This is a genomic window from Anaerostipes hadrus ATCC 29173 = JCM 17467 (assembly GCF_030296915.1).
GTDB classification, from domain to species: domain Bacteria; phylum Bacillota; class Clostridia; order Lachnospirales; family Lachnospiraceae; genus Anaerostipes; species Anaerostipes hadrus.
In genome coordinates, this window is sequence record NZ_AP028031.1 from 216977 (window position 1) to 234905 (window position 17929).

The window sequence follows — 17929 nt, forward strand, 5'->3', positions numbered from 1 at the left end:
TTAAGGTCCCTGGGACCTTAAGAAATCACAAGCTCCTGCAGGTAAAAAAATATGCGTTGTTAAAAGAAAATATGTTATGATGAAAGAAAAACAGAAAGGATATTAATATGACAAAGATTAAATTAACAGATAACCTTTCCTTATCTCAGATCATCCGAGGTTTTTGGAGACTAGATACTTGGGAATTATCAACAGACGAACTTATTGATAACATGAAATCAAGCATAGACTTAGGTGTAACATCTTTTGATACAGCAGAGATTTATGCAGATACTCTATGTGAATCTCAGATAGGGGAAGCATTTGCCAAAGACCCGGCATTAAGGGGAAAAGTAGAGCTGATTTCAAAAACAGGAATTTACAAACAAGAAATTAATGGAGAATCATTTGGGTATTATAATACAACTTATGATAGAATCGTACGATCCTGTAAAGAAAGTCTTCAGAGATTACATACAGATTATCTTGACCTATATTTAATTCACAGAGAAGATCCTCTTTTAGATCCATGGGAGGCAGGCAGAGCAATGCTGGATCTGAAGAAAGAAGGGCTGATCAAAGAAATCGGAGTGTCAAATTTTGATCCATTTAAATTTGATGCAATGAATAAAGCGGTTGACGGAGCACTTGTAACGAATCAGATTGAATGGAACCCAGTATGTTTTGAACATTTCAATTCTGGAATGATGGATTATCTGACAGTTAATAAAATTCATCCAATGATATGGTCACCACTTGCAGGAGGAAGATTATTTCAAGAAGATGATCTACAATGTAAGAAAGCAATGGATAAGATCAAAGAAATCGCTGAGAGACATAACTGTGAACCAGATACGATCGTGTATGCATGGATCATGTATCATCCAGTACAGGCAATGCCGATCGTTGGAAGCAGAAAGGTTGAGAGGATTGAATCTGCAGTGAAAGCAATGGATGTTAAATTAGAGCATTATGAATGGTACGAGATTTATGCAGCAAGCGGACAGCAGCAGATAAGATAATGAATAAAATGAATGAAAATAGAAAAATCGTGTTAGATACTTTAAATGAGCAGAACATCGAATATGAAATGTTTGAACATCAAGCGGTATACACAGTCGATGAAATCGAAGACTCTGACCTGTGGAATCATGAGAATGGAATAGGGGCTAAGAATTTATTTTTACGAGATGGCAGCGGAAAGCATCATTTTCTTGTGATCATTCGGGAAGACAAGCAGGCAGACCTTAAGAAAGTAAGAGACGAGATTGGAAGTTCCAGATTAAGTTTTGCCTCAGCCGAGCGTCTAATGAAATATTTAAATATTGAACCCGGATCTGTTTCGCCGTTAGGCGTTTTGAACGATCAGGAATGTGTGATTCCGGTATTCTTTGACGAAGATCTGAAAGAATATGAATACATTGCAGTCCATCCAAATGATAATACAGCAACGATCTGGATGAAACTTGCTGATCTTGTGAATGTCATAAAGTTGCATGGAAATCAAGTGAAATTTATCAATGTGGAATAAAATTCATGAATAAGAAAAAGAACACAAGATTCTTTGATTTTTTGAGAATTGAGGACTATAATGTAGCCAATATAAAGAGTCAAAAGAATAAAGAGAAAGAAGGCAACGAACAAGATGAGTTATTATAGTGTGAATTTACCAAGTTATACGATCGGAGAGGGATGTTATAAAGAGATTCCGCATACAACAAGATTTTATGGAAAAACAGCTGTTGTGATCGGTGGAAAGATCGCGATGTCTAAAGCAAAAGATAAGATCTTAGAAGGAATCAAAGATTCCGATGTAGAAATCCTTGATTTTATCTGGTACGGTGGTGATTCCACCTATGAAAATGGTAACGCATTGATCGACATGGACGTTGTCAAGAAAGCAGACATGATCTTCGCAGTCGGTGGAGGACGTGCCTGTGATACATGTAAATACGTGGCAAATGAAATGGATAAACCATTATTCTGCTTCCCAACCGTAGCATCAAACTGTGCATCTGTCACAGCAATCTCTGTAATTTATAACCCAGATGGATCATTCAGAGAATATTACTATCCAAAGAATGCAAACCATACATTCATCGAATCATCCATCATCGCTGATTCACCAGAAGAATTATTATGGGCAGGAATCGGAGATGCATTAAGCAAAGAATGTGAAGCAGTATTTGCATCCAAAGAAGACGAATTATCCCATACACCAATGATGGGAGTACAGCTAAGTAAGATCTGTACTACACCACTTGTTGAATATGGAAAGAAAGCATTGGACGACTTAAGAGCGAATAAAGTATCTTATGAATTAGAACAGGTAGCGTTAGACATCATCATCAGTACAGGATTAGTATCTAACATGGTAAGTGCAGCACCAAAATATTACTATAACTCAAGCCTTGCACACTGTGTATATTACGGATCAACCGTTACAAAAGGCGGAGAAAAACATTTACATGGAGAAATCGTATCATTAGGTGTGCTATGCTTGTTAACATTCGGAAAAGAATACGAAGAAAGAGAACGAATCGCAAAATTCAACCTAAGTATGGGACTGCCAGTATGCTTTGAAGACATTGAGATCACAGAAGATGATTTTGATGCAATGGCAGAGAAAGCAATGACCACTACAGAATGGGACTTCAAACCTGAGAATGCTGGGGTTACGAAGGAAAGCTTTATTCAGTGTATGAAAGAAACAGATGAATATGGTAGAAGTATAAAATTTTAATTTGTAAGTTGGCCAACTGTAGATTTCGAGTATATGATAAAAAATAAATAAACGATTGGAAGCGCAGCTAGAGAATTTTCCTCACGTTTTTACAGATCGCTGATTCGCCGGCTTTCCTTGCGTAACTCGCCTTCAAAGGTATTGAAAATCAGAACTCTTTGAGGCTCAAACAACGCACTAAGCCGGCTGCGAATCCGTAAAAAACGTGGCAAAATTCTAATGCTGCGCTTCCAATCGTTTATTTATTTTTTATCATATACCAGAAGTCTAAAGTGTGGACAATTACAAGATTGGAAAATTTAAGTGGATGTGTATGGAGAACAGTATTGATTGTAAAATAGGGGATTTTTAAACAGAAGGTAATGTTATTATGTGTCATAAACATCTCGATAAATCGGTGCTTATGCATCTCTTTAAATTTCCGTTTACGAATACAAAAATTATTATCCAATACCGTTTAACATACACACCCTGTAGTGATTTGAATAGCGTTCCGTTGTATGAGATATAAATATTTGTTCTTATCTTATTTCTATCTCATACATGAAACACTATTACAAATCACAATTTAAGAAAATCATAAGTATATTTCACATTTTCCGTTATATTTCGCAACACCGCTCGATGTATAATAACAACATAAGGAGGTGCATTGCAGGATGAGACGTATAACAGTTTATTTTATCTGCCTCTTCATGATGCTAGGAAATATAAAATTCGTATCCGCAGATACAGAGATCAACAGGATCATGAACAATAAAAATCAAGATGTTTTGTTTGTGGGATCTGTAACTTATGTTTCAGATAACTATTTTGTTTTAAGTGCAAAGGATTATATCAACACAGAATCAACATCAGAAGCAATTGCAAAAAGAACGGAAGATCATCGATATGTCATCATGAAGAATGAAAATATAAAATATACGTCATCCTATCATGAGAAAACAACGGTTGAAGAAGGAGATCATGTGATTGCATCATTAAAGAAGACAAAAGGGAAATGGACCATTTCCAACGGGTTATATGAAACAGACAGTGATGATTATCAGACACTAGCCGTAAAAGCATATAATAAAAATCCGGATGTCCAAAGTATTATGTTAAAATACTTCGTTAACACAGATGGAATGATGAAAAAATTCTCCTGTAACACAGATGGAAGCAAAGTTTATTACCAAAGCAAAAAGATTTATGATGCGAGGTGGAATATGAAGAAATATTTAACGATTGAAGAGATTAGAAATTCAGAGAAGCTAAAACAAATGGATCATAAAACAAGTCTGGTAGATGATATAGAAGAAAAAACGACGTTTAAAACACGAAAATGGATTATGTTTGTGATTGATATGGCAGCAATTGTGGTAGTTATTGGGCTGCTTAAGAATCGGAAGAAGAAAAATTAATTTGTATAACGGAAATGTATCGAGTATTCATAAAAACATAAAAAAAGATAGAGGTACGAAAAACGAATTCCATTGACGGATTTTTTGCAAAACGCCGATCCGCCAACACTCCTGCACAACTCACTGCGTTCAAACAGTGCCCGTGTTGGCTGCGATTTTGCAAAAGATCCTATGGAATTCTATCATTTCGTACATCTATCTTTTTTTATGTTTTTATGAATACCTGAAGACATTCTCGTATAAAATTAAGAATTTTCAAACGGAAGGGTGTGTATGTTAAACGATATTGGTTTTCAATTTTTGTAGTGGTAGACAGATGTTTATTATATTCCAAAATATCTCGCTAAATCGGTGCTTTAAAAGTCTTTTTATCTTCTTTCTGACTCATACATGCAACACTACCTACAAATCACAATTTTGTGTTATACTATATACAACAAAAAGCAAAGGAGGCCGAATCTATGAGAATGTATGATCTGATACTAAAAAAGAGACAAGGGAAACCTTTGACGAAAGATGAGATTCAATGGATGATCCGTGAATACACAGATGGCAGGATACCGGATTATCAGATGTCAGCTTTGTTGATGGCGATCTGTTTTCAAGGGCTTGATAAAGAAGAAACTTATGAGCTTACGATGGCAATGGCGCGAAGTGGTGAGATGCTTGATCTGTCTCAGATTCAGGGGATCAAGGTTGATAAGCATAGTACGGGAGGGGTTGGAGATAAGACTTCTTTGGCGTTGACACCGATTGTTGCTTCGCTTGGAATCCCGGTTGCTAAGATGTCTGGGCGTGGACTTGGTCATACTGGGGGTACGATCGATAAACTGGAGAGTATTCCAGGTTTTTCAACACAGCTTGAAGATGATGCGTTTGAAGAACAAGTGAATTCAATTGGTATTTCAATCATGGGGCAGACGAAGGATCTTGCACCAGCAGATAAATTGTTGTATGCATTGCGGGATGTGACCGCAACGGTGGATCAGATTTCTTTGATCGCAAGCAGTATTATGAGTAAGAAGCTGGCAGCAGGAGCAGATGCGATCTTGTTGGATGTAAAGACCGGAAGCGGTGCATTTATGAAGGAAGAATCTGATGCGATGCAACTTGCCAAAGAGATGGTAGAGATTGGAAAGAGTGCTGGAAGGAAGATGACGGCTGTGATCACGAATATGGATGAACCTCTTGGAATGGCAGTTGGAAATATTCTGGAAGTCAAAGAAGCGATCGATACATTAAAAGGCAATGGACCAGATGATTTTGTGGAGCTTATTGAGACATTGGCTTCGCATATGCTGATCCTTGGCGGTGCGGCGAAGGATTTTGATGAAGGACTTATGAGAGTCCGGGAATCTATTCAAAGTGGGAAAGCATTGGATAAATTCAAACAATTTGTTGCTGCACAAGGTGGTGATACGAAATACATCGATCATCCAGAGTTATTTGAACAGGCAGATACTATAGAAGAAATACGATCAGAACAAGATGGATTTGTCGGAAGTATTGATGCACAGGAAATGGGAATCTGCTCTTTGATCCTTGGTGGAGGAAGAGAAACGAAGGAAAGTGTGATCGATCCAACGGTTGGACTTGTTTTCTCAAAGAAGGTTGCGGATCCTGTGAAGAAAGGCGATGTGCTTGCAACAATTTATGGAAATGATGAAGAAAAAGTAAAACAGGCAGTTCTTCATTTTAAAGAAAACTACCATATAATAGAAGAAAAACCAATGAAACCGATAATGATCCGGGAAGTATTATCTTAAATCTATTTGCATAAAATGATAAAAAGGATAGAGATCCATGAAACAAAGAATCTGGATATTTATTTTTAGTATTATTTTATGTGTGATTTTGACAGGATGTATCAAAAAGGATGAACGAGGACAAAAACAGAAGGTTGTATATGTTGTCTGTAGAAGAAGTGTGATCCCAGTACAATTAGGCAAACTGATCGATGAACAAAAGAGGGAAGCATTTCATTTTACATATACAACAGGTGGTTTTACTTATTATGTGATCGGATATGGAAGACAGCCGGGGAGCGGCTATAAGATCAAGGTTAGAGAATTTAGTGCAGACCGGACACATATTTATATTGATACGATACTGACAGGGGTTACAAAAGAGCACCAGAAGCATGGAAAATCTTATCCATATATTGTACTAAAAAGCCAGTTTTACGAAAAAGATGTGATTTTTCACTAAAATTATAAAAAGTTTAGAATAGTTTTATTGATTTATAAAATCAGAAAACATATAATGGTGCTTATGAATCAAAGGAGGAGCTGACATTTGAATAATCAACAGAATAATAAGAATGATAAAAATGATAAAGATAACAAGAAGAAAAACGCGAAGATTCTTGCAATCTTCCTGATCGTTTCAATTCTTGGTACTTTCTTTTTTAATTCGATTTTAACAAAATGGAGAAACGGAACGGAGAAAACGATTTCGTACAATAAATTTGTCACAATGCTTGATAAAGATCAGGTAAAAAGTGTAAAGGTCACAGACAGCCAGTTGAAAGTGACACCAAAGAACGAGGGAAATCCTTTTTACAAGACAACATATACGGTACAGAGGATCAGCGGAGATTATGAACTGGTGAATCGTCTGATCAAGAGTAAGATCGCATTTGAACAGGAACCAGAAGATCCGATGGATACTTTCTTATCGATATTGATCAGTTTGATCCCTACGATCGTGATCTTTGGATTCCTTGTCATGATGATGCGAAGAAGCAGCGGAATGATGGGGGTTGGAAAGTCCAATGCGAAGGTATATGTTGAGAAGAAGACAGGAGTGACATTTGCAGATGTTGCGGGACAGGGAGAAGCGAAGGAAACACTGACAGAGATGGTAGATTTTCTTCATCACCCAGAACGATACACAGAGATTGGTGCGAAGCTGCCAAAAGGTGCATTGCTTGTAGGACCTCCGGGTACTGGTAAGACATTGCTTGCCAAAGCAGTAGCAGGAGAAGCAGGAGTTCCATTCTTTTCACTTTCTGGTTCTGACTTTGTAGAGATGTTTGTCGGAGTCGGAGCATCCAGAGTTCGTGACTTATTTAAACAGGCACAGCAGATGGCACCATGTATTATTTTTATTGATGAGATCGACGCTATTGGTAAGAGTCGTGATAATGGAATGCATGGTGGAGGAAATGATGAACGTGAACAGACATTGAATGCTTTACTTGCAGAGATGGATGGATTTGATACATCCAAAGGTATCATTATTCTTGCAGCAACAAACCGTCCAGAAGTCTTAGACAAAGCCCTTCTTCGTCCAGGACGTTTTGACCGCCGTGTTATTGTAGAACGCCCAGACTTAAAGGGAAGAATTGAGACATTAAAAGTACATGCCAAAGATGTGAAGATGGATGAGACCGTTGATTTTGAAGAAATCGCACTGGCAACCAGTGGAGCTGTTGGATCTGATCTTGCAAATATGATCAACGAAGCAGCACTTGGAGCTGTCAAGGCAGGAAGAAAGGCTGTTTCACAGAAAGACTTATTTGAAGCAGTGGAAGTTGTCATTGCTGGTAAGGAGAAGAAGGACAGAATTCTTGGCGATGAAGAGAAACACATCGTTGCATACCATGAAGTCGGACATGCACTGGTTATGGCATTGCAAAAAGAATCAGAACCAGTACAGAAGATCACCATCGTACCTCGTACCATGGGAGCACTTGGATATACAATGCAGCGTCCAGAAGAAGAAAAATATTTAAATAAGAAGGATGAGATGTTAGCAGACCTTGTATCATTCTTCGGTGGACGTGCGGCAGAAGAAGTGAAGTTTAACTCTGTCACAACAGGAGCATCCAATGATATTGAGCGTGCCACAGCGATCGCAAGAGCGATGGTAACACAGTATGGTATGTCCGATGAATTTGGATTGATCGGTTTAGAGTCCATTACAAACCGATACTTAGATGGACGTGCAGTTATGAACTGTGCAGAGACAACAGCAGCGAAAGTCGATGAAGTTGTCATGAAGATGTTAAAAGAAGCTTACGCCAAAGCAGTCACATACATTCGTGAAAATATGGACATTCTTGACGAAGCAGCAGAGTTTTTGATCCAGCGTGAGACGATCACAGGAAAAGAATTCATGGAAATCTTCAACAAATACAAGAATCCAGTAGAAGAGTCTGATAAAAATGTATCAGAGACAGATGAAAACGTATCAGAGACAGCTGAAAATGATGCAGAAATTTCAGAAGCAGAGGTGAAAACAGATTCTGAGATCAAGACAGAAGAAGAAAATACATCGACATATAATACTGGATATGCCCAGTGGGTGGAAGATGATGACGATGAAGAATAATCTGTCAGAGTCAGTGAACAAAATAAAATAGCGAAAAGCATAAAAATGCGGAGACGATCGATCAAACGAATGTCTCCGCATTTTTCCATATAGCTGATATAAAAGGATGCCAAAGGTAAAAAATACATTCTATCCTCAGCAGGTCTTGTTACGGCCTTAATCCCATTCCACCTTCTAAGGTAAGTGTTTCTCCGTTCATATATTTGAAATCAGGCGAAGCTAACTGAACGCATACTCTTCCGATTTCTTTCTCAACATCTCCATAATGTCCTGCAGGAGGCATTTTAACATTAGCTTCAAAGGCTTCAGGATAAGCCTGCTGGAAATTTTCAAGCTGTGCTGTCCATGCGAGTGGACAAATGATATTAGCATTGATGCCGTCAGGACCCCATTCATTTGCGGCAACTCCAGAAGCAGATGCCTGTGCATTATTGATCAGAACATCGATCCGTCCGAATTTGGCGATTGTTTCATCAATGACATTCTGCACGACTGTCTCGTTGTCAGCACCGGCACTTACATCGGCTTGGACTGGTAGAACTTCGATATTGTATAATCTCTCGAGTTCCTCTTTGGCATCGGCAAGTTTCTGTTTATTTCTTCCTGTAATAACGAGGTTTGCACCTTCCTTTGCGTATGCAGTTGCAATTCCATAACCAATAGACCCACAGCTTCCATCTTTTAATACAGATCTTCCGCCACCAGTGATGATGGCTGTTTTACCTTTTAAAAATCCCATAAGTTTTACCTTCCATTATTAAGTGATGAGACAATCATAACAAATAAATTGTGTGGAATCAAGGAATAATTTCGTTAATTATCTGACAATTATGCTAATTTATTAATTAACGAAAAGATTCCGATCCGGAATGAACTAAATTTGGAACAACATAAAAAAATCTGTATCTTACAGAAAAAAGAAAGGAATAAAAAGAAAACCGCAGAAAAACAAATAGAAAACGAGCGATTTCTGACAGAAAATTCACAAAGAATAAATAAAAACTATCGATAATACAAAATTCATAGATGGGATCTTACGATATAAAACTCAAAATTCTGTATACAATATTCAAACATTAGTAAAACTGCACAAAAAACAGATGCCTTCTTTGGAAACAAAGCTCAAAATCTGTGAAATAGAACTAAAATGTTTGAAATCAACAAAAAATGATTGACTAAAACATAACAGTGTATTAAAATAAAGACATCAAATAAAGAAAGCGCTTTTTGATAGAGTAATTAAAAGATAAAAGGTTATTTAAGGAATTATGTAATCAACATTTTGGAGGTAAAAATATGAAGGCGATTGTAAGATATGGACAGGCATTTGGTGGTTATACAATGAGAGACGTTCCAGAACCAACATGTGGACCAGAAGACATCATCTTAGAGATCAAAGCAGCAGCAATTTGTGGAGCTGATATGAAACACTGGAGAGTTGATAATGGATCTGATGAATTCAACTCAATCCGTGGACATGAGTTTGCAGGAGAGATCGTTCAGGTTGGAGAAAAAGTAACAGATTGGAAAGTAGGACAGAGAGTTGTTTCTGATAACAGTGCTCACGTATGTGGTGTCTGCCCAGCTTGCGAAATGGGAGATTTCCTTTGCTGTGAAGAAAAAGTTAACCTTGGATTAGATAATAACACATGGGGTGGAGGATTCTCAAAATACTGCAAGATTCCTGGAGAAATCTTAAGAATCCACAAACATGCGATCTGGGAGATTCCAGAAGGTGTTAAATATGAAGAAGCAGCAGTACTTGATCCTATCTGTAACGCATACAAAGCAGTAGCTCAGCAGTCTCACCTGATCCCAGGACAGGACGTTGTAGTATTCGGTACTGGACCACTTGGATTATTCTCAGTACAGATCGCAAGATTAATGGGAGCTGTAAACATCGTTATGGTAGGCCTTGATGAAGACGTTGATACTCGTTTCCCAGTTGCTTTAGAAGTTGGAGCTACACACGTAGTTAATGGATCTAAAGAAGATGTTGTAAAACGTTGTACAGAAATCTGCGGAAGAGACAACTTAGGATTAGTGATCGAGTGTTCTGGAGCTAACATCGCATTAAAACAGGCAATCGAAATGACAAGACCAAACGCTGAGATCGTTCGTGTAGGTATGGGATTCAAACCATTAGAATTCTCTATCAACGATATCACATCTTGGAATAAGAGTCTGATCGGTCATATGGCTTATGATTCTACATCTTGGAGAAATGCGATCAGATTACTTGAATCTGGACAGATCAAAGTTCAGCCACTGATCACACATAGATTAGGATTATCTGAATATGAAAAAGGTTTCGATGCTATGGCAGCAAAAGAAGCTATCAAAGTAATCTTCCACTATGATTTTGAAGATTAATCATTATCAGATTTAAAGACAATTAAGCAGTCTATAAAGGAGCAGAGTATGGAACGAAAATTAATGATCGCACCATCTATGGGTTGCTGTGATCTCTTTGATATGGAACGTCAGGTCCGTATCATCGATGAAAAATCAGACTTCTTACATATGGATATCAAAGATGGTGTATATGTACCAAGCTTTGGAATCGGACCAGAATTTCTAGCAGCATTAAAGGACAAAGTTAGTACACCAATGGATGCACATTTAATGATCAAGCATCCACAACAGTACCTTGAAACGTTTGCAAAGGCAGGGGCGGCCTATATTACGCCCCACACAGACTGCATCGAAGGAGATGCTTTCGTAACGATCAACAAGATCAAAGAACTTGGATGTAAAGCGGGAATTGCATTAAATCCATCCGTACCTTTAGAGACGATTGAGTATTATTTACCATTACTTGACAAGGTAACGATCATGATCGTAGACGCAGGTATTTCTGGACAGAAAGTCATTGAACAAACATATGACAAGATACGTAAACTGGTTAAGATACGTGAAGAAAAGGGACTTGATTTCTTAATTGAAGCCGATGGATCTATGAACAGAGATGTCTATCGTCCATTATACGAAGCAGGAGCAGATATGGTAGTCCTAGGACCACCAGCACTGTGGAATAAGGCTGATGACTTCGAAGAAGCATGGGCTATCATGGAAAATGAGCTTGAAAGCGAGCTTAACTAAACAAAGAGAGGAAAAAACAAATGTCAAACAAAAACGCAAATATCGGAGCAAGACTCGACCGTCTGCCAAACTCTGGCTGGCATATCAAAATGTGGTTAGTATCCGCATTCGCATTATTAGTATGCTGGTCAAATGGTATCGGTGGAGCAGTACAGAACGTACTTTTAAATGAGTTACACTGGTTAGAGCCAGGATCAACATTACTGGCTATGTGGGGAACAACTTACACAGCAGGTCAGTTATTCGGAGCATTAGTTGGTGGTCCGATCGGTGATAAGATTGGTCGTAAAAAATCTATCTTATTATATGAAGTGATCCACATCATCGCTATGATCGGTGGAGCAGCAGCACCTAACGTAACAGTATTATATGTATTCCGTTTGATCCAGGGATTTGGATTAGGAGCATTATTAGTCGTATTATTCGCAGCATTTACTGAGTATGTACCTGGTAAGAACCGTGGTGTATGGTCTTCCAGAAACTCATTCATCGGTAACTTTGCTCATCCAATCTGTAATGGTATTGCATTAGTGATTGTTTCTACAGGAGTCAGCATGAACATGAACTGGAGAATCCAGTACATCATCCCTTCTGTATTATCTATCATTGCAAGTATCATTATTTACAACAAATACCCAGAATCTCCACGTTGGTTAGAATCTCAGGGTAGAGTTGAAGAAGCAGATGCTATTATGACATCAATCGAAAAAGAAATTGAAGCATCTACAGGTAAACCATTACCACCAGTTGAAGCAGTTGAAGCAAAAGCAGTTAAAAACTTACCATACTCTGCATTATTTAAAGGTAAATTATTAAAGAGAACAATTTGTGGTTCTTTAGTACTGATCGGTATGAACACAATTCAGTACACACTGATGAACTGGATGCCTTCATTATTAAGTTCATTAGGATATGATACATCACAGTCTCAGTTCATGACAATGTTCGGTCTGTTCGGTGCACCATTCGGAATCTTCCTTGCATCTTTATACATGGATAAAGTACCAAGAAAAGCAACAGGTGTTATCTTACTGATCGCCATGGCTGTTATGGGTATCATTACTTCTAAACAGACAACAATGACAGCACTGATCGCTTCAACATTCGTATTAAATACATTCATCTATATGTATGTATGTTACGCATCAGCAGTATATGTACCAGAAATGTGGCCAACATCTGCAAAATTATCAGGATCTGGATTCTGTAATGCAATGGGTCGTGTAAGTAACATCTTCTTCCCATTCTTAGTTACATCTGTAGCAGCAGGATCTATGGGATCTAACGGTGTATTCGCACTGATCTCTGCAGTAGCAGTGATCATCGCTGTATCAATCGTCGTATTCGGTGTTGAGACAAGAGGAGAATCTGTCGAAGATATCGGTAACGTAGAGTAATCAAATTAGGGAATCCTAAAAATAACTTAACATAAAATATAACAATCAGTAATTGGTGCCCGTCCTTTGTTGGTTGGGCACCAAAACAAAAAAGGAGCATTTGCTATGAAAAATTCAGAAGCAATCTTAGTAACACCAAAACAATTTGAGATTCAGGAATGTGCAGTTCCAGAACCAAAAGATCATGAAATCTTAATGAAAGTTGAATATGTTGGAATGTGTGGATCTGATATTCACGGATTCGAGTTTGGACCATTCATCCCACCTAAAGATCCTAACCAGAAAATCGGTCTTGGACATGAAGTAGCTGGTGAAGTTGTAAAAGTCGGAGCAAAAGTAACAAAATTCAAACCAGGAGATAAAGTACTGATCGAACCTGGTGTACCAGATGATTCTTGTGAATATTGTCGTACAGGACGTTACAACATTTGTCCAGACGTAGATTTCATGGCAACACAGCCTAATTACAAAGGTGCTCTTTGTGAGTACATGACACATCCAGAAGAATGGACATACCATGTACCAGAAGGAATGACAACAATGGAAGCAGCATTAGTAGAGCCAGCAGCAGTTGGTATGCATGCAGCGATCCTTGGAGAAGCAAGATTAGGAAAAAGCATTGTAATCCTTGGAGCAGGAACGATCGGACTTATGGTACTTCAGGCTTGTAAGAGTCTTGGAGCAACAGACATCACAGTTGTAGATGTTATGGACAAACGACTTGACCTTGCAAAAGAACTTGGAGCATCCAGAACGATCAATGGTGCAAAAGAAGACACAGTTGCCCTTCTTCGTTCAGAAGAATTATTCGGAGATCATGGTGTGGAACTTGTATTTGAATGTGCAGGATCTACATTTACAGCAAATCAGGCAGTACAGATCGTAGCTCGTGGTGGAAAGATCATGATGGTAGGAACACAGTCTAAACCAGTTCCGATCGACTTCTTAAAGATCAACCGTGAAGTAACGATCCAGACATCATTCCGTTACTGTAACAATTATCCTCAGACAATTGAAGCAATCAGAAGCGGTAAGTTTAATGTAAAAGATATGGTAACACATGTATATGATTACAAAGATGTACAGCAGGCATTCATGGATGCAATCGATCCAGAAAAGAAAACTGACATGGTAAAAGGTGTTATCAAAGTCGCTGAATAAACAACAACATTTAGAACAAGAAAAGGAGAAATTAAAATGATCGCAGATATCAGATTTTGGGAACAGAAAGCTAGTGAAGGACATTATGCAATCCCTCACTTTAACGTATGGAACGCAGAAATGTTAATGGGAGTTATTGATGCAGCAGAAGAACTTCGTGCACCAATCATCATCTCTTTCGGAACAGGATTTACAGGAAATACTTCTTTTGAAGATTTCTGTTATATGATGGAATCCATGGCTAAAAAAGCTACAGTACCAGTGATCTTACATTGGGATCATGGACGTAACTGGACAATCTTAAAGAACGCTGTAGATCACTGCATGAACTCTGTAATGCGTGATGCGTCTGCATTACCATATGAAGAAAACGTTGCAGAGATCAAGAGATGTGTAGATTACTTCCATGCATACAACATTCCAGTAGAAGCTGAATTAGGACATGTAGGAAATGAAACAGTATACGAAGAAGCTTTAGCTGAGTATGCTTACACAGATCCTTCTCAGGCAAAAGATTTCGTAGAAAGAACAGGATGTGATTCTTTAGCAGTAGCAGTAGGAAATGTACATGGTGTTTACTCTGCTGAACCAAAGATCAGATTCGATATCATCGAAGAAGTTAACAAAGAAGTTAGTGTACCACTTGTACTTCATGGAGCTTCTGGTATCGGTGATGAAGACATCAAAAAAGCGATCCAGTGTGGTATTGCTAAGATCAACATCCATACAGAACTTTGCCAGGCTGCTATGGAAGCTATTAACGAACATAAAGACGAACCTTTCTTAGCTGTAGAACGTGCAGTTCGCCAGGCAGTAAAAGAACGTGCTATGTACAAGATCAAATTATTTGGTGATGACGGAAGGGCTGATGAATAAAGTGGAGAAAAAGTTAGACGTATTGTGTCTGGGAGCAGCGGTAGTAGATATTCCGCTGCGCCCAGTATCAAGAGAAGTTTTTGATATAGAATCATATCCGGTTGATAACATCGCGATGGCTGTCGGTGGAGACGCTATGAATGAGTCAACGATCATCAGCCGTCTTGGATGCAAGACAGGTCTGATGGCAGCGATCGGTGATGATGCAGCAGGAGCATTCATTTTACGTTCTTGCGATGAAGACAATATCGATACAGAAGGTGTGACAATTGATCCAAACTTAAATACATCCATTAATATCGGACTTGTAACAGAGGATGGAGAAAGAACATTTATCACAAACCGTAACGGAAGTCTTTGGAAAGAGAATATCGAACATGTAAATTTTGACAAGATCAAAGAAGCAAAAATCTTATCTTTAGCAAGTATTTTTAACTGTCCTTTACTGGATGGAAAAACATTAGAAAAGATCTTCTCATTCGCAAAAGAACACGGAATGACAATTACAGCTGATATGATCATGCCTCGATTAGGAGAGACATTAGATGATATCGCTGGTGCATTACAGTATGTAGATTACTTCTTCCCTAACTACGATGAAGCTTGTCTGATGACAGGTGAAAAAGATGAAGCAAAAGTGGCAGATAAACTGTTCTCTTACGGAATCAAAAACGTAGTTATGAAGATCGGTACTCGTGGATGCTACATCCGCAACAAAGATGGTGTTATGATCGTGCCAGCATGTAAAGGAATTACAGCAGTTGATACGATCGGTGCAGGAGATAACTTCGCATCTGGATTCATCGCAGCCCTGCTTCAGGGAAAAGACATCAAAGAATGTGCTGAATATGCAAACTGTACAGCGGCGATCGCAGTACAGCATCCAGGAGCAACATCAGGAGTACAGAATCGTCAGATGGTAGAAGATATGCTCAAGAAGTATAAAGAAGATTATAAATAGAATTTGGTTAATTGGTTGTTAGATCTGAAAGGAAAATTTAAAATGAAAACAATGAAATTAGGAAAAACAGGAATGGACGTTTCAAGAATCGGTCTTGGAACATGGTCAATCGGTGGTGGATCTGCCTGGGGTGGAGACCACGATCTTCAGACAGTGGTAGATACGATCAGAGAAGCTCCAAAAGCTGGTGTTAACTTAATCGATACAGCTCCAGGATACAACTTTGGTAACAGTGAAAAGATCCTTGGTAAAGCCTTAGAAGGAATGAACCGTGAAGATGTTAAGATCATCACAAAATGTGGTGTAACATGGGATCAGGAAATGAAAGGTGACCTGTTCAACAAAGTTAACGGAATTCAGTTATACAAGAACTTAAACAGTGAATCTGTGAAAAAAGAGATCGAAGCTTCCTTAGAACGTCTTGGAACAGATTATGTTGATGTATATATGACACATTGGCAAGCTACACCAGGAACAGAATATTTCGTTCCTATCCAGAAAACAATGGACGTTTTAAATGACTTAAAAGCACAGGGAAAAATCAAAGCAATCGGTGCTGCTAACGTAGACATCAACCATATCCAGGAATACATCAAATATGGTGATCTTGATATCATCCAGTGCAAATATTCTATCTTAGACCGTGGAATCGAAGATGAAATTATTCCATGTGCTCGTGAAAATGGCATCACGATCCAGTGCTATTCTCCACTTGAAATGGGATTATTATCTGGAACATTCCCAAGAGACTACAAACCAGTAGGAGCTCAGATTCCTAAGAAATGGTTCCAGCCAGAAAACATGCAGAACGCAATGGATATGATGGAATCTTGGAAACCATTATGTGAAAAATATGACTGCACAATTGCTAACTTAGCACTTGGATGGATTCTTGCACAGGGAGATTTCTTAAACTTATTAAGTGGATCTACAACAGTAGACGAAATCAGAGAAAATGTAAAATCTGCAGAATTAGAATTAGATCCTGAAGATGTAGCATTCATGAGAGAATCAGCAGAAGCAATCGATAAATAAAAATCAGAAAGAGATCCCTTGTGAGAGAAAAATTGAAAATGTTGGAAAACATGGAAAAAAGTCTTTGAATTCCACAAAATCAATGATAGAATAAAAGAAAGTCACAGAACATTTAAGAAGTATGTGACAAATAAGAATATATACTATATTAAAAAATTTACAAGGGGGGGGTGTCCCGTGAAGAACCGTTTAGAACATATAAGAGAACAAGTTAAGAATGAGAAGAAAGTCACAGTATCCGAACTAAGTAAGATTTACAAGGTAACGGAAGAGACGATCCGAAGAGATCTTGAGAAGCTGGAAAAGGAAGGTTTTTTGACGAGAACATTTGGTGGTGCTGTATTAAACAGTGCAAGTCAGAAGGAACATATCCATTTTTACAAGCGAACATCGATCAATCAAAAGGAAAAGGCTAAGATCGCGCAACTCTTTAAGGAAGTATTAGATCAGAAGAGAACGATAGCAGCAGATGCCAGTACAACTGTCATGGAAGCCATTCGTTTACTGAAGGCAAACCGTAATATTACCGTACTGAGTTCATCAACAGAGATTTTCCGTGAGATGACAGGATCAGAGATTCATATTCTTTCAACAGGCGGCGTGTTCAATGAGGACTCCCTCTCTCTGCAAGGGAACTTAGCAAAAGAAAATATTAGAAGGTATCATGTGGATCTTGCACTGCTTAGCTGTAAAGGACTTGATATGGACAAAGGTATCATGGACTCCAGTGAACGAGAAGCAGATGTCAAGACAGAGATGGTAAAACAGGCACTAGAAGTAGCTCTTCTTGCAGATCATACAAAATTTGAGAGAACGGCATTTGTACAATTTTTAGACTGGGATCAGGTAACCTATCTGGTAACTGATGAAAGACCGTCAGATCAATGGGTTGAATTTTGTAAAGAAAAAGAAATCACGTTGATTTATTAAGAAGATA

Annotated in this window: 16 protein-coding genes; 15 read left to right on the forward strand and 1 reads right to left on the reverse strand. The window is 38.3% G+C overall.

Annotated elements, in window-relative coordinates:
• Window positions 1-107 precede the first annotated feature (107 nt).
• The 7 genes from QUE18_RS01040 (at window position 108) to ftsH (ending at window position 8460) form a co-directional block, all read left to right on the forward strand.
• Complete coding sequence (locus QUE18_RS01040; RefSeq protein ID WP_008392408.1) at window positions 108-1001, forward strand: aldo/keto reductase; 894 nt, start codon at window positions 108-110, stop codon at window positions 999-1001.
• Window positions 1001-1510: a prolyl-tRNA synthetase associated domain-containing protein gene (locus tag QUE18_RS01045; protein WP_008392409.1), complete on the forward strand. Its 510-nt coding sequence runs from the start codon at window positions 1001-1003 to the stop codon at window positions 1508-1510. Before QUE18_RS01040 ends, QUE18_RS01045 begins: the two co-directional genes overlap by 1 nt.
• A gap of 114 nt (window positions 1511-1624) precedes the next feature.
• The gene (locus QUE18_RS01050; RefSeq protein ID WP_008392411.1) at window positions 1625-2722 is read left to right on the forward strand and encodes an iron-containing alcohol dehydrogenase family protein; all 1098 of its coding nucleotides are present in this window, start codon (window positions 1625-1627) and stop codon (window positions 2720-2722) included.
• A gap of 659 nt (window positions 2723-3381) precedes the next feature.
• Window positions 3382-4125, forward strand: coding sequence for a hypothetical protein (locus tag QUE18_RS01055; RefSeq protein ID WP_242852730.1), 744 nt, complete (start codon window positions 3382-3384; stop codon window positions 4123-4125).
• 461 nt (window positions 4126-4586) lie between these two features.
• Window positions 4587-5891, forward strand: a complete 1305-nt coding sequence (locus QUE18_RS01060) for a pyrimidine-nucleoside phosphorylase (protein ID WP_207642000.1) — start codon at window positions 4587-4589, stop codon at window positions 5889-5891.
• A 37-nt stretch (window positions 5892-5928) separates the two neighbouring features.
• Entirely contained in the window at window positions 5929-6333 is a 405-nt protein-coding gene (locus tag QUE18_RS01065) for a protease complex subunit PrcB family protein (RefSeq protein WP_009204335.1), read from the forward strand.
• 87 nt (window positions 6334-6420) lie between these two features.
• Window positions 6421-8460: an ATP-dependent zinc metalloprotease FtsH gene (gene ftsH, locus QUE18_RS01070; RefSeq protein WP_009204334.1), complete on the forward strand. Its 2040-nt coding sequence runs from the start codon at window positions 6421-6423 to the stop codon at window positions 8458-8460.
• 148 nt (window positions 8461-8608) lie between these two features.
• Here ftsH and QUE18_RS01075 read toward each other — a convergent pair whose 3' ends face one another.
• The gene (locus QUE18_RS01075; protein ID WP_008392416.1) at window positions 8609-9199 is read right to left on the reverse strand and encodes an SDR family NAD(P)-dependent oxidoreductase; all 591 of its coding nucleotides are present in this window, start codon (window positions 9197-9199) and stop codon (window positions 8609-8611) included.
• 557 nt (window positions 9200-9756) lie between these two features.
• Here QUE18_RS01075 and QUE18_RS01080 point away from each other — a divergent pair.
• The 8 genes from QUE18_RS01080 (at window position 9757) to QUE18_RS01115 (ending at window position 17922) form a co-directional block, all read left to right on the forward strand.
• Window positions 9757-10833 (forward strand): zinc-binding dehydrogenase, encoded by a 1077-nt coding sequence (locus QUE18_RS01080; RefSeq protein WP_008392417.1) that lies wholly within the window; start codon window positions 9757-9759, stop codon window positions 10831-10833.
• 48 nt (window positions 10834-10881) lie between these two features.
• Window positions 10882-11562 carry a beta/alpha barrel domain-containing protein gene (locus QUE18_RS01085; protein WP_008392418.1) on the forward strand — a complete coding sequence of 227 codons (681 nt, stop codon included), beginning with the start codon at window positions 10882-10884 and terminating at the stop codon, window positions 11560-11562.
• Window positions 11563-11582: 20 nt separating this feature from the next.
• Window positions 11583-12959, forward strand: coding sequence for an MFS transporter (locus tag QUE18_RS01090; protein ID WP_008392419.1), 1377 nt, complete (start codon window positions 11583-11585; stop codon window positions 12957-12959).
• A gap of 105 nt (window positions 12960-13064) precedes the next feature.
• On the forward strand, window positions 13065-14120 hold the full coding sequence (locus QUE18_RS01095; RefSeq protein ID WP_015530634.1) for an NAD(P)-dependent alcohol dehydrogenase: 1056 nt from the start codon (window positions 13065-13067) through the stop codon (window positions 14118-14120).
• A 36-nt stretch (window positions 14121-14156) separates the two neighbouring features.
• Window positions 14157-14996, forward strand: a complete 840-nt coding sequence (locus QUE18_RS01100; protein WP_008392421.1) for a class II fructose-bisphosphate aldolase — start codon at window positions 14157-14159, stop codon at window positions 14994-14996.
• Window positions 14989-15957 (forward strand): carbohydrate kinase family protein, encoded by a 969-nt coding sequence (locus tag QUE18_RS01105; RefSeq protein WP_008392422.1) that lies wholly within the window; start codon window positions 14989-14991, stop codon window positions 15955-15957. The genes QUE18_RS01100 and QUE18_RS01105 overlap by 8 nt, the downstream gene beginning before the upstream one ends.
• A 42-nt stretch (window positions 15958-15999) precedes the next feature.
• The gene (ydjG, locus tag QUE18_RS01110; RefSeq protein ID WP_015530635.1) at window positions 16000-16992 is read left to right on the forward strand and encodes an NADH-dependent methylglyoxal reductase; all 993 of its coding nucleotides are present in this window, start codon (window positions 16000-16002) and stop codon (window positions 16990-16992) included.
• A 177-nt stretch (window positions 16993-17169) separates the two neighbouring features.
• A complete protein-coding gene (locus tag QUE18_RS01115; RefSeq protein WP_008392424.1) occupies window positions 17170-17922 on the forward strand; it encodes a DeoR/GlpR family DNA-binding transcription regulator in 753 nt (250 codons plus the stop codon).
• Window positions 17923-17929: the final 7 nt, after the last annotated feature.

Coding starts and splice junctions, on each gene's coding strand:
- QUE18_RS01040 (WP_008392408.1), top strand. CDS start 108: ATGACAAAGATTAAATTAACAGATAACCTTTCCTTATCTCAGATCATC.
- QUE18_RS01045 (WP_008392409.1), top strand. CDS start 1,001: ATGAATAAAATGAATGAAAATAGAAAAATCGTGTTAGATACTTTAAAT.
- QUE18_RS01050 (WP_008392411.1), top strand. CDS start 1,625: ATGAGTTATTATAGTGTGAATTTACCAAGTTATACGATCGGAGAGGGA.
- QUE18_RS01055 (WP_242852730.1), top strand. CDS start 3,382: ATGAGACGTATAACAGTTTATTTTATCTGCCTCTTCATGATGCTAGGA.
- QUE18_RS01060 (WP_207642000.1), top strand. CDS start 4,587: ATGAGAATGTATGATCTGATACTAAAAAAGAGACAAGGGAAACCTTTG.
- QUE18_RS01065 (WP_009204335.1), top strand. CDS start 5,929: ATGAAACAAAGAATCTGGATATTTATTTTTAGTATTATTTTATGTGTG.
- QUE18_RS01075 (WP_008392416.1), bottom strand. CDS start 9,199: ATGGGATTTTTAAAAGGTAAAACAGCCATCATCACTGGTGGCGGAAGA.
- QUE18_RS01080 (WP_008392417.1), top strand. CDS start 9,757: ATGAAGGCGATTGTAAGATATGGACAGGCATTTGGTGGTTATACAATG.
- QUE18_RS01085 (WP_008392418.1), top strand. CDS start 10,882: ATGGAACGAAAATTAATGATCGCACCATCTATGGGTTGCTGTGATCTC.
- QUE18_RS01090 (WP_008392419.1), top strand. CDS start 11,583: ATGTCAAACAAAAACGCAAATATCGGAGCAAGACTCGACCGTCTGCCA.
- QUE18_RS01095 (WP_015530634.1), top strand. CDS start 13,065: ATGAAAAATTCAGAAGCAATCTTAGTAACACCAAAACAATTTGAGATT.
- QUE18_RS01100 (WP_008392421.1), top strand. CDS start 14,157: ATGATCGCAGATATCAGATTTTGGGAACAGAAAGCTAGTGAAGGACAT.
- QUE18_RS01105 (WP_008392422.1), top strand. CDS start 14,989: ATGAATAAAGTGGAGAAAAAGTTAGACGTATTGTGTCTGGGAGCAGCG.
- ydjG (WP_015530635.1), top strand. CDS start 16,000: ATGAAAACAATGAAATTAGGAAAAACAGGAATGGACGTTTCAAGAATC.